General features: G+C 63.3%; 11 protein-coding genes. 6 read left to right on the forward strand and 5 right to left on the reverse strand.

The window, feature by feature from the left end; translation table 11 throughout:
* Positions 1-149 precede the first annotated feature (149 nt).
* The 3 genes from ACN9MW_RS02820 to ACN9MW_RS02830 form a co-directional block, all read right to left on the reverse strand.
* On the reverse strand, positions 150-1676 hold the full coding sequence (locus ACN9MW_RS02820; RefSeq protein ID WP_426167371.1) for an alkaline phosphatase D family protein: 1527 nt from the start codon (positions 1674-1676) through the stop codon (positions 150-152).
* Positions 1677-1948: 272 nt separating this feature from the next.
* The gene (icmF, locus tag ACN9MW_RS02825; RefSeq protein WP_426167373.1) at positions 1949-5242 is read right to left on the reverse strand and encodes a fused isobutyryl-CoA mutase/GTPase IcmF; all 3294 of its coding nucleotides are present in this window, start codon (positions 5240-5242) and stop codon (positions 1949-1951) included.
* 172 nt (positions 5243-5414) lie between these two features.
* Positions 5415-8966 carry an indolepyruvate ferredoxin oxidoreductase family protein gene (locus tag ACN9MW_RS02830; protein ID WP_426167375.1) on the reverse strand — a complete coding sequence of 1184 codons (3552 nt, stop codon included), beginning with the start codon at positions 8964-8966 and terminating at the stop codon, positions 5415-5417.
* Positions 8967-9161: 195 nt separating this feature from the next.
* On the opposite strand from ACN9MW_RS02830, the gene ACN9MW_RS02835 reads away from it, so the two are divergent.
* The gene (locus ACN9MW_RS02835) at positions 9162-9848 is read left to right on the forward strand and encodes a substrate-binding periplasmic protein (RefSeq protein ID WP_426167377.1); all 687 of its coding nucleotides are present in this window, start codon (positions 9162-9164) and stop codon (positions 9846-9848) included.
* 4 nt (positions 9849-9852) lie between these two features.
* Here ACN9MW_RS02835 and ACN9MW_RS02840 read toward each other — a convergent pair whose 3' ends face one another.
* Complete coding sequence (locus tag ACN9MW_RS02840; RefSeq protein ID WP_426167379.1) at positions 9853-10782, reverse strand: LysR substrate-binding domain-containing protein; 930 nt, start codon at positions 10780-10782, stop codon at positions 9853-9855.
* A 69-nt stretch (positions 10783-10851) separates the two neighbouring features.
* Here ACN9MW_RS02840 and ACN9MW_RS02845 point away from each other — a divergent pair, with 69 nt between their 5' ends.
* Positions 10852-12072 carry an HD-GYP domain-containing protein gene (locus ACN9MW_RS02845; protein WP_426167381.1) on the forward strand — a complete coding sequence of 407 codons (1221 nt, stop codon included), beginning with the start codon at positions 10852-10854 and terminating at the stop codon, positions 12070-12072.
* 9 nt (positions 12073-12081) lie between these two features.
* Here ACN9MW_RS02845 and ACN9MW_RS02850 read toward each other — a convergent pair whose 3' ends face one another.
* A complete protein-coding gene (locus ACN9MW_RS02850) occupies positions 12082-13128 on the reverse strand; it encodes a GGDEF domain-containing protein (protein ID WP_426167383.1) in 1047 nt (348 codons plus the stop codon).
* Positions 13129-13426: 298 nt separating this feature from the next.
* Between ACN9MW_RS02850 and ACN9MW_RS02855 the strand changes: the two genes are divergently transcribed.
* From ACN9MW_RS02855 to cpaB, 4 genes are all read left to right on the forward strand, one after another.
* Complete coding sequence (locus ACN9MW_RS02855; RefSeq protein WP_426167385.1) at positions 13427-13600, forward strand: Flp family type IVb pilin; 174 nt, start codon at positions 13427-13429, stop codon at positions 13598-13600.
* 46 nt (positions 13601-13646) lie between these two features.
* Positions 13647-14084, forward strand: coding sequence for an A24 family peptidase (locus tag ACN9MW_RS02860; protein WP_426167387.1), 438 nt, complete (start codon positions 13647-13649; stop codon positions 14082-14084).
* A gap of 66 nt (positions 14085-14150) precedes the next feature.
* Positions 14151-15440, forward strand: a complete 1290-nt coding sequence (locus ACN9MW_RS02865) for an ATP-binding protein (RefSeq protein WP_426167389.1) — start codon at positions 14151-14153, stop codon at positions 15438-15440.
* Positions 15437-16294, forward strand: a complete 858-nt coding sequence (gene cpaB, locus ACN9MW_RS02870) for a Flp pilus assembly protein CpaB (protein WP_426167391.1) — start codon at positions 15437-15439, stop codon at positions 16292-16294. Before ACN9MW_RS02865 ends, cpaB begins: the two co-directional genes overlap by 4 nt.
* The last annotated feature ends 7 nt before the right edge of the window (positions 16295-16301 follow it).

Genomic DNA, 16301 nt, shown 5'->3' on the forward strand with positions numbered 1-16301 from the left:
TCGATGCTACATTCGTTTGGATGCGTCCTGTAAAATATTATCAAATATATATTTACAAGTGGTAAATAAAGTGTCGTCCTTTGTGTAATTTTGGGGTCCGTTGCGGCGTCTCCAATGTGGACGTGCCGTTGTGAACTTGCTACAACGCCCTATTTCAGCGGCAGGATGGCCTGGCGGTAGGGCTGCGCCTCGTTCTCCACGTACCAGTTGGCCCACAGGCGGTTGCATGAACGCCCGTCCACCGCGCGATCCGGTTCCAGGCTCAGGTAGTTGCGCGCGCCGATGTAGCGGTGCGAAGTGCCGGGGAACTTGTACATCGAGGTCGTGATGCCGCCTTCCAGTTGTTCCACCTTGTCGCCGACATGTTCGAGGTAGAACAGCGCCATCGCGGGCGGTGGCGGATGCACCACGCCGGAGGAGGTCAGCTGGTGGATGGTAACCGGCTTGCCCCGGTAATGCTTCTGGCTTGATTCGATCGCGCCGATGGCGCCCACGTGCACGTCGCCGGAGAGGATGGTCACGCGGCCGCCGGTGCGCTGCGACCATTCCTGCAGGCGATGGATCAGGCGCAGGCGCTCCCATTGGTGGGTGCGGCTTAACCAGTGGTCTTTCAGGTCGTCCTCCAGCTCCTGCTGGCCGGGCAGGGCGCACAGCAGCATTTCCAGCGTGCTGAAGTCTGGGTGCACGACCGGGATGCTGGACATGAGCAGCAGATGCTTGCAGTCTTCTTGCGCCTCCAGCCAGGCGTAGGCGGCATCCCACGATTGCTGGCCCATGACCACGTCCGGGGTGCGCTCGCTGCGCAAGTCGAGCACCAGCAAGCCATAATCGCCGAAGCGGACGGCCTTGGTAAATCCGGGTTGCTGCGGCAGGCGCATCGGAAGCTCATTCTCCGCCGCGCAGTGCTGCTGGAACAGCAGGAAGTAGTCGCGCGCCACGTTGTAGATTGCCTTGAATACGGGCGATTGCTGGAACTTCTCAGGGTAAGAGCCCCAGCCATCGATGATGTCGTGGTCGTCCCACATCATCACCGTCGGAACGGTGGCGAACATGCGCGCCACGTGCGGATATGCCCAGACCTTCAGGTAGTTCCCGAAGAAGAAATCGTCGATCTCGGTTTGCAGCGTCTTGGTGACCGGCTTGTTGGCGAGCTTCTTGTCGTTCGGGGCAGCGGCCCAGTCGTTCAGGGCCGTCGTGCTCCACATGGCATCACTGTAGATCTGGTCGCCGCCCATCAGCAGCAGGTGGTAGGGGCGCTGCACATGGTTGTCGTGCATCTTGTTCCATACCGGGTCCTGCGGGATGTCCTTCATCTTCTTGTAGTCGGAGAAGCCGTTGCAGGAGGTGTAGGCGCAGGTGGGGGCGCTGTCGCGTGCCGGCACGACGAAGGTGAAAGCCTGGCCATCGACGATGTACTGGACCTGCTGCTCGCGCGTGGCGTGCTGCTCGATGGCGAACTGCCAGCTCTCGACGGCATGCACGGCGCGCTTGTGCAAGCGGGTGCGCAAGCGGCGGGATTCGACGGCCAGCGTGCGGACTTCTGCTGCGGCACCTGGCAACACGGCTGCCGTGACTGCGGGCGGTACTTCGCCGTTCCACACGACCAGCGCGCTGACTGTCCACATGCCGTCGGCGCAGCCGCAGAACTTCAAGATAGGTCCCAACACTACTGCCATTGCAATCCCCGTGACGTTAACAAATCGTTAAATGATAACGTATCGCGGTCGGGCTTCGTGTGTTCCAGCTAACTGACGGCCTGCGGTGCGAGTCGTAGCCTGTGACCATGGTTTAACGTCACAGGGAGGCTGTCATGGGGAAGTATTTCTTGGCTTGGCTGCTGGGGGTGCCGGGGATTGTGCTGTTGCTGGTGTGGCTGTTCTTCCACTAGAACCGGTAAGCCGGGGTCAGACCCAAGGGTCTGACCCCAATACGCTGCGGCCGCAGGCCGTTACATGTTGCGGCGGTATTGGCCGCCGACTTCGAACAGCGCGGTCGTGATCTGGCCCAGCGAGCAGACGCGGGCTGCGTCCATCAGCTTGGCGAACACGTTTTCGTTGTCGATGGCGGCTTTCTGCAGCGCTGCCAGGGCGGCTGGCGCGGCATCCGCATTGCGGGCGTGGAAGTCAGCCAGGCGGGTCAGCTGCGATTGCTTTTCGTCGTCGGTGGAACGGGCCAGTTCGATGGTGGCCGGGGCTTCCGAACCCTTTGGATTGCGGAAGGTGTTCACGCCGATGATCGGCAGCGAACCGTCGTGCTTCTTGTGCTCGTACAGCAGCGACTCTTCCTGGATCTTGCCGCGCTGGTAGCCGGTTTCCATGGCGCCAAGAACGCCGCCGCGTTCGGCGATGCGTTCGAATTCCTGCAGCACGGCTTCCTCCACCAGGTCGGTCAGCTCTTCGATGATGAAGGCGCCCTGGTTCGGGTTTTCATTCTTCGCCAGGCCCCATTCGCGGTTGATGATCAGCTGGATCGCCAGTGCGCGGCGGACGGATTCGTCGGTCGGCGTGGTGATCGCTTCATCGTAGGCGTTGGTGTGCAGCGAGTTGCAGTTGTCGTAGATCGCGATCAGCGCCTGTAGCGTGGTGCGGATGTCGTTGAAGTCGATTTCCTGGGCGTGCAGCGAGCGGCCGGACGTCTGGATGTGGTACTTCAGCTTCTGCGAGCGGTCGTTGGCGCCGTATTTCTCTTTCATGGTGACGGCCCAGATGCGGCGCGCCACGCGGCCCAGCACGGTGTATTCGGGATCCATGCCGTTGGAGAAGAAGAACGACAGGTTCGGCGCGAAATCGTCGATGTGCATGCCACGCGCCAGGTAGGCTTCCACGAAGGTGAAGCCGTTGGACAGCGTGAAGGCCAGCTGCGAAATCGGGTTCGCGCCCGCTTCCGCGATGTGGTAGCCGGAGATCGACACCGAGTAGAAGTTGCGCACCTGGTGGTGCACGAAGTACTCCTGGATGTCGCCCATCACCTTCAGCGAGAACTCGGTCGAGAAGATGCAGGTGTTCTGGCCCTGGTCTTCCTTCAGGATGTCGGCCTGCACCGTGCCGCGCACGTTCATCAACACCCAGTCCTTGATCTTCTGGAATTCGTCTTCGGACGGCTGGCGCTTGTTCTCGGTGACGAACTTCTCGACCTGCTGGTCGATGGCGGTGTTCATGAACATCGCCAGGATCGCAGGGGCGGGACCGTTGATGGTCATCGATACCGAGGTGCTTGGGTTGCACAGGTCGAAGCCGTCGTACAGCACCTTCATGTCGTCCAGGGTCGCGATGGACACGCCGGAGTTGCCGATCTTGCCGTAGATGTCCGGACGGATCGCGGGATCGGCGCCGTACAGGGTGACGGAGTCGAAGGCGGTCGATAGGCGCTTCGCATCCATGCCGGTGGAGACCAGCTTGAAGCGGCGGTTGGTACGGAAAGCGTCGCCCTCGCCCGCGAACATGCGGGTTGGGTCTTCGCCTTCACGCTTGAAGGCGAACACGCCGGCGGTGAACGGGTAGGAGCCAGGGACGTTTTCCAGCATCAGCCAGCGCAGCAGCTCGCCGTGGTCTTCGTACTTCGGCAGCGAGACCTTGCGGATCTTGGTGCCGGACAGGGTGTGCTGTACCAGGCCGGTGCGGATTTCCTTGTCGCGGATCTTCACGACGTATTCGTCGCCGGCGTAGGCCGCCTGCATGTCCGGCCACTGGGCCAGCAGCTTCTTGGCTGCGCCATCCATGGCGTGATCGCGTTCGATGATCAGGTCGTCGAAGTCGGCCACCGGCTTGCCGGCGACAGCCATCATGCGCTTCGATTCCTGCAGCTGCTGGCGTTCGCGCGCCAGCTTGGCCTGTGCTTGCGTTTTCTTGTGGTAGCCGCGCACGGTGTCGGAGATCTCGGCCAGGTAGCGCGCGCGTGCCGGCGGCACGATCACGTTCTTGCCGGAGCTGAAGCGCACGTCCATCGGGGCCAGCACGCCCTTGGTGGTCTTCAGGCCCTTGCCTGCCAGTACCGGCAGCAGGCCCTGGTACAGCGCGGTCACGCCGTCGTCGTTGAAGCGGGAAGCCTGGGTACCGAACACCGGCATTTCTTCCGGACGCTTGCTCCACATCTCGCGGTTGCGCTGGTACTGCTTGGCCACGTCGCGCAGCGCATCCTGCGCACCCTTGCGGTCGAACTTGTTGATCGCGATGAAGTCGGCGAAGTCCAGCATGTCGATCTTTTCCAGCTGGGACGCGGCGCCGAATTCCGGCGTCATCACGTACATGGAGACGTCGACGTGCGGCACGATCGCCGCGTCGCCCTGGCCGATGCCGGAGGTTTCCACGATCACCAGGTCGAAGCCCGCCACTTTGCAGGCTGCGATCACGTCAGGCAGGGCCTGGGAAATCTCGGAGCCGGCTTCGCGGGTCGCCAGGGAACGCATGAAGACGCGGGTCTTGCCGTTCCAGGGGTTGATCGCGTTCATGCGGATACGGTCGCCCAGCAGCGCGCCGCCGGACTTGCGGCGGGACGGGTCGATCGAGATCACGGCGATGTTCAGCGCGTCGCCCTGGTCCAGGCGGATGCGGCGGATCAGTTCATCGGTCAGCGAGGATTTGCCTGCGCCGCCGGTGCCGGTGATGCCCAGGGTCGGGGCGGTGATGGCCTTGGCGGCCTTGGTCAGTTCGGCGCGCAGCTTGTCGGAGGCCTTGCCGTTTTCCAGCGCGGTGATCAGCTGGGCCAGCGGGCGATGGCGTTGCTCGATCTCGCCGTCGCGGATGGCGTCCAGCTGGGTCGGCGAGTAGGTGGACAGGTCGACGTCGCACTGCTGCACCATCCACTGGATCATACCGACCAGGCCCATGCGCTGGCCGTCTTCAGGGGAGAAGATGCGGGTCACGCCGTAGTCGTGCAGGTCCTTGATTTCGCTCGGGACGATCACGCCGCCGCCGCCGCCGAACACCTTGATGTGCGAACCGCCGCGCTGGCGCAGCAGGTCGATCATGTACTTGAAGTATTCGACGTGGCCGCCCTGGTAGGAGGAGATGGCGATGCCTTGCACGTCTTCGGTCAGGGCCGCGGTGACCACTTCGTCCACCGAGCGGTTGTGGCCCAGGTGGATCACTTCGGCGCCCTGCGATTGCAGGATGCGGCGCATGATGTTGATCGAGGCGTCGTGGCCGTCGAACAGGGACGCGGCGGTGACAAAGCGGACTTTGTTCGCGGTCTTGGCCTGCTCAGGCTCAGCGGACAGTTTCTTGGCGTTGGCGAGGTCGTTCATGTTGTGTGTTCCTTGGAACGGGGGAATTTTGATTATATGACGTTTACGTTAACGTCAAGTCAAGCAAAACCGGTAAACCAGTGTCTGACCCGCAGGGTCAGACACCTCGTCTACGCGGCGGTCGCAGGCCGGGGTGCCTGACCCTGCGGGTCAGGCACCGGTTTACCGGTTTTTAGGCAGCGGCCCGATCGCCGCCCTTAAACGCAGCCATCATCTTCGCCTTAGCCATCTTGTACTCAGCCACAGCCTTCTCTTTCACATGGCCAAAACCACGAATACGCTCCGGCAGCGCAGCCACTGCCACGGCCTGCTCATGGTTGCCAGCCGACAATCCCGCCAGCAGCTCCGCCACAACAGCGCGATATTCCGTGATCAGCGCGCGTTCCATCTTACGCTCCTCGGTATAGCCGAAGATATCAAACGCGCCACCGCGCAGGCCCTTGAACTTGGCCAGCAGCTGGAACGCCTTCCACATCCACGAACCATATTCCGCCTTGACCAGGTGGCCCTTGGCATCCTTCTTCGCGAACAGCGGTGGCGCCAGGTTGAACTTCAGCGAGAAATCGCCTTCGAACTGGGTCTTCAACTGCTCCACGAAGCGGCCATCGGTATACAGGCGCGCCACCTCATATTCATCTTTATAGGACATCAGCTTGAACAGCGACTTGGCAACCGCTGTCGACAGCTTGTTGCCCAGGCCCAGCAGGGTCTCTTTCGAGCGCACTTGCTGTACCAGGTCTTCGTAGGCAGCGGCATAGGCAGCGTCCTGGTAGCCGGTCAGGAATTCAACGCGCTTCTTGATCACGTTTTCCAGCGACTGTGGCATCTGCACCACGACAGCCTGGGTCGGGGTCGCGATCTTTTCCACACGCTTGAAGTCCACGGCGGCGCGGCGGCCCCACAGGAAGGAGCGCTTGTTCGATTCAACAGCCACGCCATTCAGTTCGATCGCGCGCAGCAGGGCTGCTTCGCTCAGCGGGATGCGGCCTTTCTGGAAGGCGTAGCCCATCATGAACAGGTTGGAGGCGATCGAATCGCCCATCAGCGCCGTCGCCAGCTTGGTGGCGTTGATGAAGTCCACGGACTGCGCGCCGCCGACCGATTCGGTAATCAGCGCTTCCACGCTTTCGGCCGGGTACTGCCAGTCGGCGTTCTGCGCGAAGGTGCCTGGCGGCTGCTCGTGCTGGTTGACGATGGCGAAGGTGCGGCCTGGGCGCATCTTCGACACGGCGTCGTAGGCGCCGGAGGTCAGCATGTCGCAGCCCAGGATCAGGTCTGCTTCGCCGGTGGCGATACGCTGCGCGCGCAGGTGGGCAGGGGTCTTCGCCACTTTGACGTGGGAAGTCACGGAGCCGTTCTTCTGCGACATGCCGGTCATGTCCAGCACGGAAGCGCCTTTGCCTTCCAGGTGGGCGGCCATGCCCATCAGGGCGCCGACGGTAATCACGCCGGTGCCGCCGATACCGTTGATCAGGATGTTGTATGGCTGCTCGATGCTTGGCAGGACTGGCGCAGGAACATCGCCCCAGTCGTCGGTCTTGGCGGTGCCGGTCTTGGTCTTCTTCAGCGTGCCGCCTTCGACGGTGACGAAGGATGGGCAGAAGCCCTTGGTGCAGGAATAGTCCTTGTTGCAGGAAGATTGGTCGATGGTGCGCTTGCGGCCGAATTCGGTTTCCTTCGGCAGGATCGAGACGCAGTTGGACTGGATGCCGCAATCGCCGCAGCCTTCGCACACCGCTTCGTTGATGACCATGCGCTTTGCAGGGTCGGGGAACTCGCCCTTCTTGCGGCGGCGACGCTTCTCGGCGGCGCAAGTCTGGTCGTAAATGATGACGGTGCAGCCTGGCAGTTCACGCATTTCGCGCTGCACGGCATCCATTTCCTTGCGGTCGTGCAGGGAAACGATGGAAGGCAGGGCGGAACGGTCGGTGTAGCGCGACAGGTCTTCGGTCACCAGGGCGATGCGCTTGATGCCTTCGGCCGCCATCTGCTGCGCGATCATCGGCACGGAGACGGTGCCGTCGACCGGCTGGCCGCCGGTCATTGCCACGGCGTCGTTGTACAGGATCTTGTAGGTGATGTTGACCTTCGCCGCCACGGCGGCGCGGATCGCCAGGTAGCCGGAGTGGAAGTAGGTGCCGTCGCCCAGGTTCTGGAACACGTGCGGCACTTTGCTGAACGCAGCCTGGCCGATCCACGGCGTGCCTTCACCGCCCATATGGGTGGTCAGCTTGTTCATCTCGGGGTAGATCGAGGTCGCCATCACGTGGCAGCCGATGCCGGCCAGCGCGAAGGAACCTTCAGGCACCTTGGTCGAGGTATTGTGCGGGCAGCCGGAGCAGTAGAAGGCCGGACGGAACGGGGTCTCGATCGCCTTCTTCAGTACTGCGTCTTTCGCTTCCAGGAAGGACAGGCGGGCCTTGATCTGGTCCTGGATCGAGGCGTCGGCGATGTAGCGGGCCACGCGGCTGGCGATCACGCGCGCCACTTGCGATACCGAGAAGTCAGCCTTCGGCGGCAGCAGCCATTCGCCGCGCGGGGCCACCCACTCGCCCTTGTCGTCGAACTTGCCGATGATGTGCGGGCGCACGTCGTCGCGCCAGTTGTACAGCTGTTCCTTCAGCTGGTATTCGACGAACTGGCGCTTCTCTTCCACCACCAGGATTTCGTCCAGGCCCTGCGCGAATTCGCGCACCGAGTCCGGTTCCAGCGGCCACGGCATGGAAACCTTGAACAGGCGCAGGCCAACCTTGGCGGCCATGGCTTCGTCGATGCCCAGTTCTTCCAGCGCTTCCAGCACGTCCAGGTAAGATTTGCCGGAGGCGATGATGCCCAGCTTGGCGTCCTTGGAATCGATGGTGGTGTGATTCAGCTTGTTCTCGCGGGCGTAAGCCAGAGCCGCGTAGATCTTGTAGTCCTGCATCAGCGCTTCCTGGTTGCGCGCTTGCTGGCCCAGCGGGATAGAGGACAGGCGGGCATTCAGGCCGCCTTCCGGCATCACGAAGTCCTGCGGGAGCTTCACTTCGACGCGGAACGGATCGGCGTCGATCGAAGCGCTCGACTCGACGGTGTCGGCCAGCGCCTTGAAGGCGACGGCGCAGCCGGAGAAGCGCGACATGGCCCAGCCGTGGATGCCGAGGTCGATGTACTCCTGCACATTGCATGGATACAGCACCGGGATCATGCAGGCGGAGAAAATGTGGTCCGACTGGTGCGGCAGGGTGGAGGAGTAAGCGCCGTGGTCGTCGCCGGCCACCAGCAGGATGCCGCCGTTCCTGGACGTGCCGGCATGGTTCATGTGCTTGAAGACGTCGCCGCAACGGTCCACCCCCGGGCCTTTGCCGTACCACATGGCGAACACGCCGTCGTACTTGGCCGGGCCGATCAGGTCAACCTGCTGCGAACCCCAGACAGCGGTTGCCGCCAGGTCCTCGTTCACGCCCGGAACGAATTGCACATTATGCTTTTCCAGGTGCTTCTGCGCCTTCCACAGGGTCTCGTCCAGGCCGCCCAGCGGGGAGCCGCGGTAGCCGGAAATGAAGCCGCCGGTGTTCAAACCGTCGCGCGCATCGCGCAATTGTTGCATCATAGGCAAGCGCACCAGCGCCTGGATGCCGGACAGAAAGACTTTACCGGTAGTGGAAGTGAATTTGTCGTCGAGGGTGACGTCGTGAAGTACGGACGAGTTGCTGCCGTCTGGCATGGTGGCTGTCTCCAAAATCATGATTCGGTGCGTGCCTGGCATCGGTCGGCGCCGGGTAAGCGCGTCCTTGCCTAGTCACAACGCCTGCGGGTGTGCAGGCCTTTTCAGCGGTCAAGTTTACGGTTTACTTTACGTATACGGAAATATGGTTTGGGGATGGGGGTATAAGAAAAAATGATGGCTCGACGAACAATTCTGATGGCGGCAGCAGTGTTTTTGACCAGCCCAATCGGGGCGTTTGCCGGCGTGGCGCGCAAGATGCAATTGGTGACCAGCCATTTGCCCTCGCTCGTGCATGAAAGCGGCCAGCCCGGCGGTTTGCAGGAACTGGTAGCCGAGCTGTGCAAGCGGGCCGGCGTGGCGCCGGCAACCCAGTTCGTGCCTTGGCGCCGTGCGCAATTCCTGGCCACCACCATGCCGGCAACGGCCATCTATCCTCTGACCCGCTTGCCCGAGCGTGAGGCGCAATACCGCTGGCTGGTGCCGCTGTTTGAGGAGAACTACGTGCTGCTGGCTGTGCGCGGCAAGCTGCTGCCAATCGAGCAGATGAAGGACAAGCGCATTGCCTTGCTGCGCGGCGCCGCCCAGGCAGCGATCCTGAAAGAGTTGGGCTTCAAGCACTTGGTCGAAGCCAGTTCAATCGATGAAGTGCACCGTTTCCTGCTGGGCGGAATGGCCGACGCCGCCTTCGGCGAGCGCCGCATCATTTCCGCCTCGCTGAAAGGCCACGGCTCCGGTGAACGCGATTTCGAAACCAGCGTTCCCATACGCACCACCACGGCCTGGCTGGCAGGCTCGCCTGACTTCGACGACACCGACATTGCCAAGTTCCAGCGCGCGCTGGAATCAATGCGGGCAGACGGCACCTTGCGCCGCATCCTTGCAAGACATAAGCTGATCTAATAGCTCAACCGAGCAGGCGGGCGCCGGGCCAGGTATTGCGCTGGCAGAGGTCGGTGGCGACTTGTTGCGTCAGCGCGGCAATCGCGTTGGCGGCATTGGTGAGGGGAATGTTGCGCGATGCGCACAACACCACGGTGCGGCTGATGGCAGGGCTGTTGATGCGCACGCTGCGCATCTGGCCGTGTTCGATTTCGGGCAAGACCGGCGCTACCGGCAGGATCGTGGCGCCCATGCCTGCCATGATGGCGGACTTCAGGATGGCGATCGAGTTGATTTCGATGACATTGCCGATCACCAGCCCGGCGGCGCGTGCCATGGCCTCGATGCGCGGCCGCACGCCATGTTGCAGGCCCGGCAAGATGAGGGTGGTGTTCAGGGCTTGCTGCAGCGTGACGGTTTTGTTGTCGGTGAACCACACCGCGTCGTGACGGCAGATGAAACGCAGTTCTTCTTCCGCCAGGGGGGTGGTGGAAAACGGCGTCAACTGGCCGTCGTCGAACAGCACAGCCAGGTTGACACGTCCGCTTTTGAGCTGTTCCGCCAGGTTTCCGGTCAGTTCTTCGGTCAACTGCAGCGTAATGTCGGGATATTGCTCGCGCGCGGCAGTGAGCAGGGGCAGCGCCAGGGCGCCGGAAATGCTGTGCGGCAGGCCCATGGTGACGCTGCCGGAAGGGCGGGCCGACTGGGTGACGGCGGAGCGGGCGTCGGCCACCTGTTTCAGGATCGCCTGCGCATGGTCATAGAACACCTTGCCGGCATCGGTACTGACCACGCCCTGGGCACTGCGGTGCAGGAGCTGGGCGCCCAGCTCTTCTTCGAGCTGGCGTAGCTGCTGGGTCAGGGCAGGTTGTGCAACATGCAATACCAGTGCGGCACGCGACAACGATCCGTGGTCGACGATTGCTACAAAGTAACGCAGCTGGCGGAGTTCCATATTCCCGTAGGATAACATTGTGTATACTTATTCTAACGTTCTTCACGCAATTACTTCGCGAGCCTCACCATGTTAAAGAAAGTCGATTCGGCGCAGTTAAAGGTCGGCATGTATATCCACGACCTCAGTTGCGACTGGATGACCCATCCGTTTGTGCGCAACCGCTTCGAGATTTCCAGCCAGGAGCAGATCCAGAAAATCATCCAGGCCGGCATCCATGACGTGGTGATCGATGCGTCCAAAGGCTTGGACGTGGAGGATGCGCCCTCGCTGGCCGAGGCCCAGGCGGCCACCGAACGCGAAGTGGAAGAGATCGCCAAGGAACCCTCGCGCATCATCCGCACTTCCCTGGGTGAGGAACTGCAGCGCGCGGCCCAGATTCGCAGCCAGGCAGCCGGCGTGGTGCGCAATGTGATGGCCGATGCCCGCCTCGGCAAGGCTATCGAGATCGGCTCGGTGCAGCCGGTGGTGCAGAACATCACGGAATCGATCTTGCGCAACCCGGGCGCCCTGCTGGGACTGCTGCGCATCAAGTCGAAGGACGATTACACCTTCCTGCATTCGGTCAGCGTGTGCGCCTTGCTGGTGGCCTTCGCCAATGCGCGCAATATGGACCAGGACATCATTCGCGAAGCCGGCCTCGGCGGCCTGCTGCACGATACCGGCAAGGCCCTGGTGCCGGATGCGATCCTGAACAAGCCGGGCCCGCTGACCGACGAAGAATTCGCCATCATCAAGAAGCATCCGATGGATGGCTTCAATATCCTGAAACAGTCCCCTGACGTGCCGGCGCTGGCGCTGGACATCACGCTGCACCACCACGAGCGGCGCGACGGCACCGGCTACCCGGACAAGCTGGCCGGCGACGATATCAGTGAAATCGCGCAGATGGCGGCAATTGTCGACGTGTACGATGCCATTACGGCCGACCGCGTGTACCACAAGGGCCTGCCGGCAGCAGCGGCGCTGCGCAAGATCTACGAGTGGAGCAAGCACCATTTCAACGCCAAGCTGGTGCAGGAATTCATGCGCTGCGTGGGCATCTACCCGGTCGGCACGCTGGTGATGCTGGAGTCAGGCCGCCTCGGCGTGGTGGTCGAGCCGCATGAAAGCAACCTGCTGGCGCCGAAGGTGAACGTGTTCTTCAACACGAAGAAGAATGTCTACATCAAGCCGGAAACGGTCGACCTGTCGCGCGGCCTGGGCTTCGGCGGCGGCGACAAGATCGTGGGCCATGAATCGCCATCGAAATGGCAGGTGGACCCGATGCGCTTCCTGACCCTGGCCTGAGCCCGAACCTCAGAAGAATTCGGCGGTATCGTTGGATTCGACGGTCTGCAGCTGGCCGCCGCTGACCAGCTCGTCGTAATGGCAGGCCATGTTGCGGCCATGGCTCTTGGCGTAATACAGGGCCTGGTCGGCGCGGCCGAGGATGATCACCGGCGCTTCATAGGCGCTGATGCTGACGAAGCCGACACTCACCGTGACCTGGCCAACTTGCGGGAACTCGTGCTGTTCCACGTTCATCCGGAAGCGTTCGATGATCTTCTTGGCGTTATCCAGGGTGGAAGAGCGCAGCAGCACCACGAACTCTTCGCCGCCGAAGCGGAACACGCGGTCCTGGGCGCGGAACGATGATTGCAGCAGGTTGGCGATCAGGATCAACACCTCATCACCGTACAAATGCCCGAATTTGTCGTTAACTGCCTTGAAATGATCGACATCGACCACGGCCAGCCATTGTTTTTCCTGTTCTTGCGGATTGCGGCGCTCGAGGCCGTCCGGCGGCACTGCCAGCACGTCGTGCTCGGCTGAGGCCTGCAGCATCTTGGCCAGTTGGTCGTCGAAGGTCTTGCGGTTCAGCAGGCCGGTCAGCGAGTCGCGCTCGCTGTAGTCGAGCAGGTTCTGGAAATTGCGGTAGACGCTGACGATGCCGCCGATGATGTGGATGGTATCGCTGGTATACGGCGTCGGATTGACGATTTCCAGGCAGGTATCAGCCTTGTCACCCATCCAGATCGGCAGCCAGAGTGTGTGCTCACCCTCGGGCGACATGTGGTCGGCACTCGATTCGTGGTGCGCCAGGCAGCGCGCGAGGGCGGGGAACATGCTGACCGGGTCGCCCGGGATGGCCGGGTCCAGGTACTCCTCCATGCGCGCAGGGCGGCCTTGCTCGATCACGGCGCGCGAACGGACGTAGAGCTGGCCTCGCACATTGACGATGCTCAGCACACGTGCCTGCGTGGCAGACGCCAGTTCCGCTACCGCCGAGATCACCGAGATGTCGAGCATCGTGTGATCGCGGTGGCCGGTCATGTCCACCATATGTTTCAGAAGGGAATCCATGTGAGTGTCCGGTAACTAGGCGCTCAGCGGCAAAGCAAGGGGCTTTCTAAAGAATAGCTGATCAGGATAAATCTTTTTTGTATTCTCGGCAATTAACTTTGCGCACTTCCATGTAAAAACGCGACCTCATTGCAACACAGCTTCCATGCCTCCAGTTTGACATAGAACACCGCACAGCGAGAAAAAGTTCTGTGCGGAAAGCTTGCGCAATATCAACTTGTTCGTAGGAATGGCTCCTATAGTAAAGCCAATGATGCGCAGCCCAGGCGTCAGAGTTTTCCTAGCGAAGGAGATCATCATGAAAGCACTTTCGGCAGTGAGGCGGTTCATCAGGGATGAGCGGGGCGTGACGGCAATCGAGTATGGCCTGATCGCTTCGCTGATTGCACTGGCAGTAGGCACGGCAATGACCAGCGTCTCGAACGAGCTGAAGGCCGTGTTCAACGACGTGGTCGATGCACTGACGCCTTGATGGGGTGGCTGGCGCCCGGCGGCGGCCGGGCAGCCAGCCTTTTACCATGAGCGGACTCGAAATCATCCTGCTGTGCCTGGTGCTCCAGGCGGCAGCGTCGGACCTGGCCTGGCGCCGGATCCCCAACGTGCTGGTGGCGGCAGGCTTGATGCTGGCGCTGGCACTCCACTGCTACCTGGGCGGCAACAGTGCGCTGCTGGCGCAGGGGCTGGCCGGCGCGACAGTGGGCCTGCTGTTGTTCCTGCCCTTCTATGCACTGGGCGGCATGGCCGCCGGCGACGTCAAGCTGGCGGCCATGGCAGGCAGCTTCGTCGGGCCCTGGCAAGCGCTGCAGCTTGCCCTGCTGAGCGCGCTGGCAGGCGGGGTGCTGGCGCTGTTCTGCCTGCAACTGGCGCGCTGGCGCGGCGCCAAGGCGGAAGGCATGCCGTATGCCGTGGCGATTGCGGCCGGCACCTTGGCCAGCGTTGCATTGGCGCATCGCTGACCTTTGCTCCGCCTCAATATCCAACCGGAAACCCATGGCTATCATCGGTTCCAACAGGAGGACACCATGATCGATTTTGCAGACGATGAACAGCCGCTGTTGCCAAACCCGCCGCGCACGGTGCGCGACACCGGCCTGGAACCGGCCATGCTGGCCGAGCTGGCGGGCAAGGCCTTGCTGGGCGCCGGCAAATGCCACCTGTCGGTGCTGACCAGCCGCCTGCGCCTGTCGATCAATGTGCTGCGCGAAGTGCTCGACGGCCTGCAAGGCGAGCAAGTGGTGGATGTGGCGTGGCGCGGCGATTCCGATATCGACGTGCAGTACCAGCTCACCGGCATCGGCCGCCAGCGCGCAGCGGAATGGCTGGACCGCTCGCCCTATGTCGGCCCGGCGCCGGTCCCGCTCGAAGCCTGGCGCGCCCAGCTGCAGCGCCAGGCCTTGCAACTGCCGCCGGTGCTGGCGGCCGACGTGGCCAGCGTGTTTGCCGACGACTGCCTGCCGCCGCGCATCCATGAACTGGTGGGCGCCGCCATGCATGCCGGACGTTCGGTCTGCCTGTACGGGCCTTCCGGCAGCGGCAAGACCACCCTGGCGCGCAAGCTGGGCCGCCTGCTGCAAGGCGTGGTGGCGGTGCCGTATGCGGTGGCGGTAGGCAGCGCCATCATCCAGCTTTACGACGCGGCGGTGCACCTGGCGCCCCTGCCCTTGCCGGGGCGGCCTGCCGGCGCACGCAGCGGCGACATGCGCTGGCTGCTGTGCCAGCGCCCCGTGGTGCAGCTGGGCGCGGAGCTGGATGGTGCCATGCTGGACTTGCGCCACGATCCTGCCGGCGGCTGCTACCTGGCGCCGCCCCAGCTCAAGGCTTGCCACGGCCTGCTGATCATCGATGACCTGGGCCGCCAGCGCGTGCCGGCTGCCGCGCTGCTGAACCGCCTGGCACAGTTGCTCGATAGCGGCACCGACCAGCTTGCGCTGCCAGGCGGCCATGCCTTCAGCGTGCCATGCCAGGCGGCGCTGGCCTTTGCCACCAACCTGGCACCGCACACCCTGCTCGATGGCGCGGCGCTGCGCCGCATCGGCTACAAGGTGGCGCTGGGACCGCTGCCGGAAGCCAGCTACCGCAGCCTGCTGCGCCAGCAATGCCGGGCGCGCGGCATCGAGGCCGATGAAGCGGCGCTGGCCTACCTGGTCGGCGAACTGCACCGGGGCAGCGGCCAGCCCTTGCTGGCCAGCCTGCCGCGCGAAATCGTGGCGCGCGTGGCTGAATTCGCCGGCTTTGCCGGCACCGTGCCGAGCCTGAATCCCGCCACGCTGGACCAGGCCTGGTCCAGCATGTTTGCCGATGGTGCCGTATGAAGGGGCGGCGCGGCTTGCTGATGCTGTCCCTGGCAGCGGTGCTGGGCCTGGCCGCCGTGCTGCTGGCCTCGCGCTGGTTGCGCCAGCCCGCGACGTCCACCGTGCGCATCGCGGTGGCGGCTGCCGATGTCGGCCTGGGCCAGCGCCTGGCGCCGGACATGCTGGCGCTGGCCGAGTGGCCGGCCGGCAGCATGCCGGCCGGCGCCCAGCGCGAGCCGGCGGCGCTGGCGGGCCGCGTGTTGAAAGCCAGCGTGCAGCGTGGCGAGCCGGTGACGGAGGCCAAGCTGGCGCCGGCCGGCACGCTGGGCGGCCTGTCGGCCCTGATCGCAGAAGGCAAGCGCGCCATCACGGTGCGCGTCAACGACGTGGTGGGCGTGGCCGGCTTTGCCCTGCCGGGGAATTTCGTCGACATTCTGGTGTATGCGCCGGCGCAGCACAACGGCAGCAACGGCGTCAATGAAACGGCAGTGTCGAAGATCGTGCTGGAACGGATCCTGGTCCTGGCCGTGGCACAGGAAGTGGCGCGCGACGACACCAAGCCGCGCGTGGTCAATGCCGTTACGCTGGAAGTCACGCCCGCCCAGGCCGAGCAGCTTGACCTGGCGCGCAGCGTCGGCACGCTGTCGCTGGCGCTGCGCAACCAGGTCGACCCGCAGCCGGGCGCCACGCCCGGCGCCACGCGCCATAGCGTGCTTGGCACCGGGATGGCGCCGGCCCCGGCAGCCACCGCCGCTGCCGCGCCATCAGCTGCGGCGCCGCGCCTGGTGCGGGCTGCCTTGCCTCCCTCCGCCGAGCCGGCGCGCTATTGCATCGGCGTCATCGACGGCAACCGCAGCAGCAAGGAATGCCTGTGAGGAGGCG

The organism is Pseudoduganella sp. R-34, from assembly GCF_049904655.1.
Taxonomy (GTDB): domain Bacteria; phylum Pseudomonadota; class Gammaproteobacteria; order Burkholderiales; family Burkholderiaceae_D; genus Rugamonas.

Coding starts and splice junctions, on each gene's coding strand:
- cpaB (WP_426167391.1), top strand. CDS start 15,437: ATGAAGGGGCGGCGCGGCTTGCTGATGCTGTCCCTGGCAGCGGTGCTG.
- ACN9MW_RS02865 (WP_426167389.1), top strand. CDS start 14,151: ATGATCGATTTTGCAGACGATGAACAGCCGCTGTTGCCAAACCCGCCG.
- ACN9MW_RS02840 (WP_426167379.1), bottom strand. CDS start 10,782: ATGGAACTCCGCCAGCTGCGTTACTTTGTAGCAATCGTCGACCACGGA.
- ACN9MW_RS02855 (WP_426167385.1), top strand. CDS start 13,427: ATGAAAGCACTTTCGGCAGTGAGGCGGTTCATCAGGGATGAGCGGGGC.
- ACN9MW_RS02830 (WP_426167375.1), bottom strand. CDS start 8,966: ATGATTTTGGAGACAGCCACCATGCCAGACGGCAGCAACTCGTCCGTA.
- ACN9MW_RS02860 (WP_426167387.1), top strand. CDS start 13,647: ATGAGCGGACTCGAAATCATCCTGCTGTGCCTGGTGCTCCAGGCGGCA.
- ACN9MW_RS02850 (WP_426167383.1), bottom strand. CDS start 13,128: ATGGATTCCCTTCTGAAACATATGGTGGACATGACCGGCCACCGCGAT.
- ACN9MW_RS02820 (WP_426167371.1), bottom strand. CDS start 1,676: ATGGCAGTAGTGTTGGGACCTATCTTGAAGTTCTGCGGCTGCGCCGAC.
- ACN9MW_RS02845 (WP_426167381.1), top strand. CDS start 10,852: ATGTTAAAGAAAGTCGATTCGGCGCAGTTAAAGGTCGGCATGTATATC.
- icmF (WP_426167373.1), bottom strand. CDS start 5,242: ATGAACGACCTCGCCAACGCCAAGAAACTGTCCGCTGAGCCTGAGCAG.